At 47.7% G+C, this 346-nt stretch carries 1 pseudogene; it reads right to left on the reverse strand.

Going from position 1 to position 346, the window contains the following annotated elements:
- Positions 1-346: pseudogene (locus ACG9ZL_RS21220) on the reverse strand (hypothetical protein); the annotation flags it as partial.

Consider the following 346-nt stretch of genomic DNA (forward strand, 5'->3'; position numbering starts at 1 on the left):
CACCCACATTGTTCGCTGTGGTGGTCGTACCATCTGTTTTTGTAGTCACATAGCTTGGCGCACTGATCGCACCTGTCGTGTTGTCATAAGTTGACCCACCACCCAAGTTCGTCGCTGTGCTCGTACCCAAAGTATCTGTCTTTGTGCTTGATGCTGTCGTCGCTGCATCTAACTGACCTTTGTTCACTGCATCTGTTGCTGTCGTTGCATCTGCTACGTTTTCAACTTTATTGCCATTGGCATCTAAACCATTCGCAGTCACTTTGCCTGCAAATACTGGTGCATCTGCCAATTGGATATCTAGCGTATTGCCAGTGATCACTGTCTTGATGTTGCTGTTCGAACC

Origin of the sequence: Acinetobacter legionensis (genome assembly GCF_048551735.1) — a bacterium.
Taxonomy (GTDB): Bacteria; Pseudomonadota; Gammaproteobacteria; order Pseudomonadales; family Moraxellaceae; genus Acinetobacter.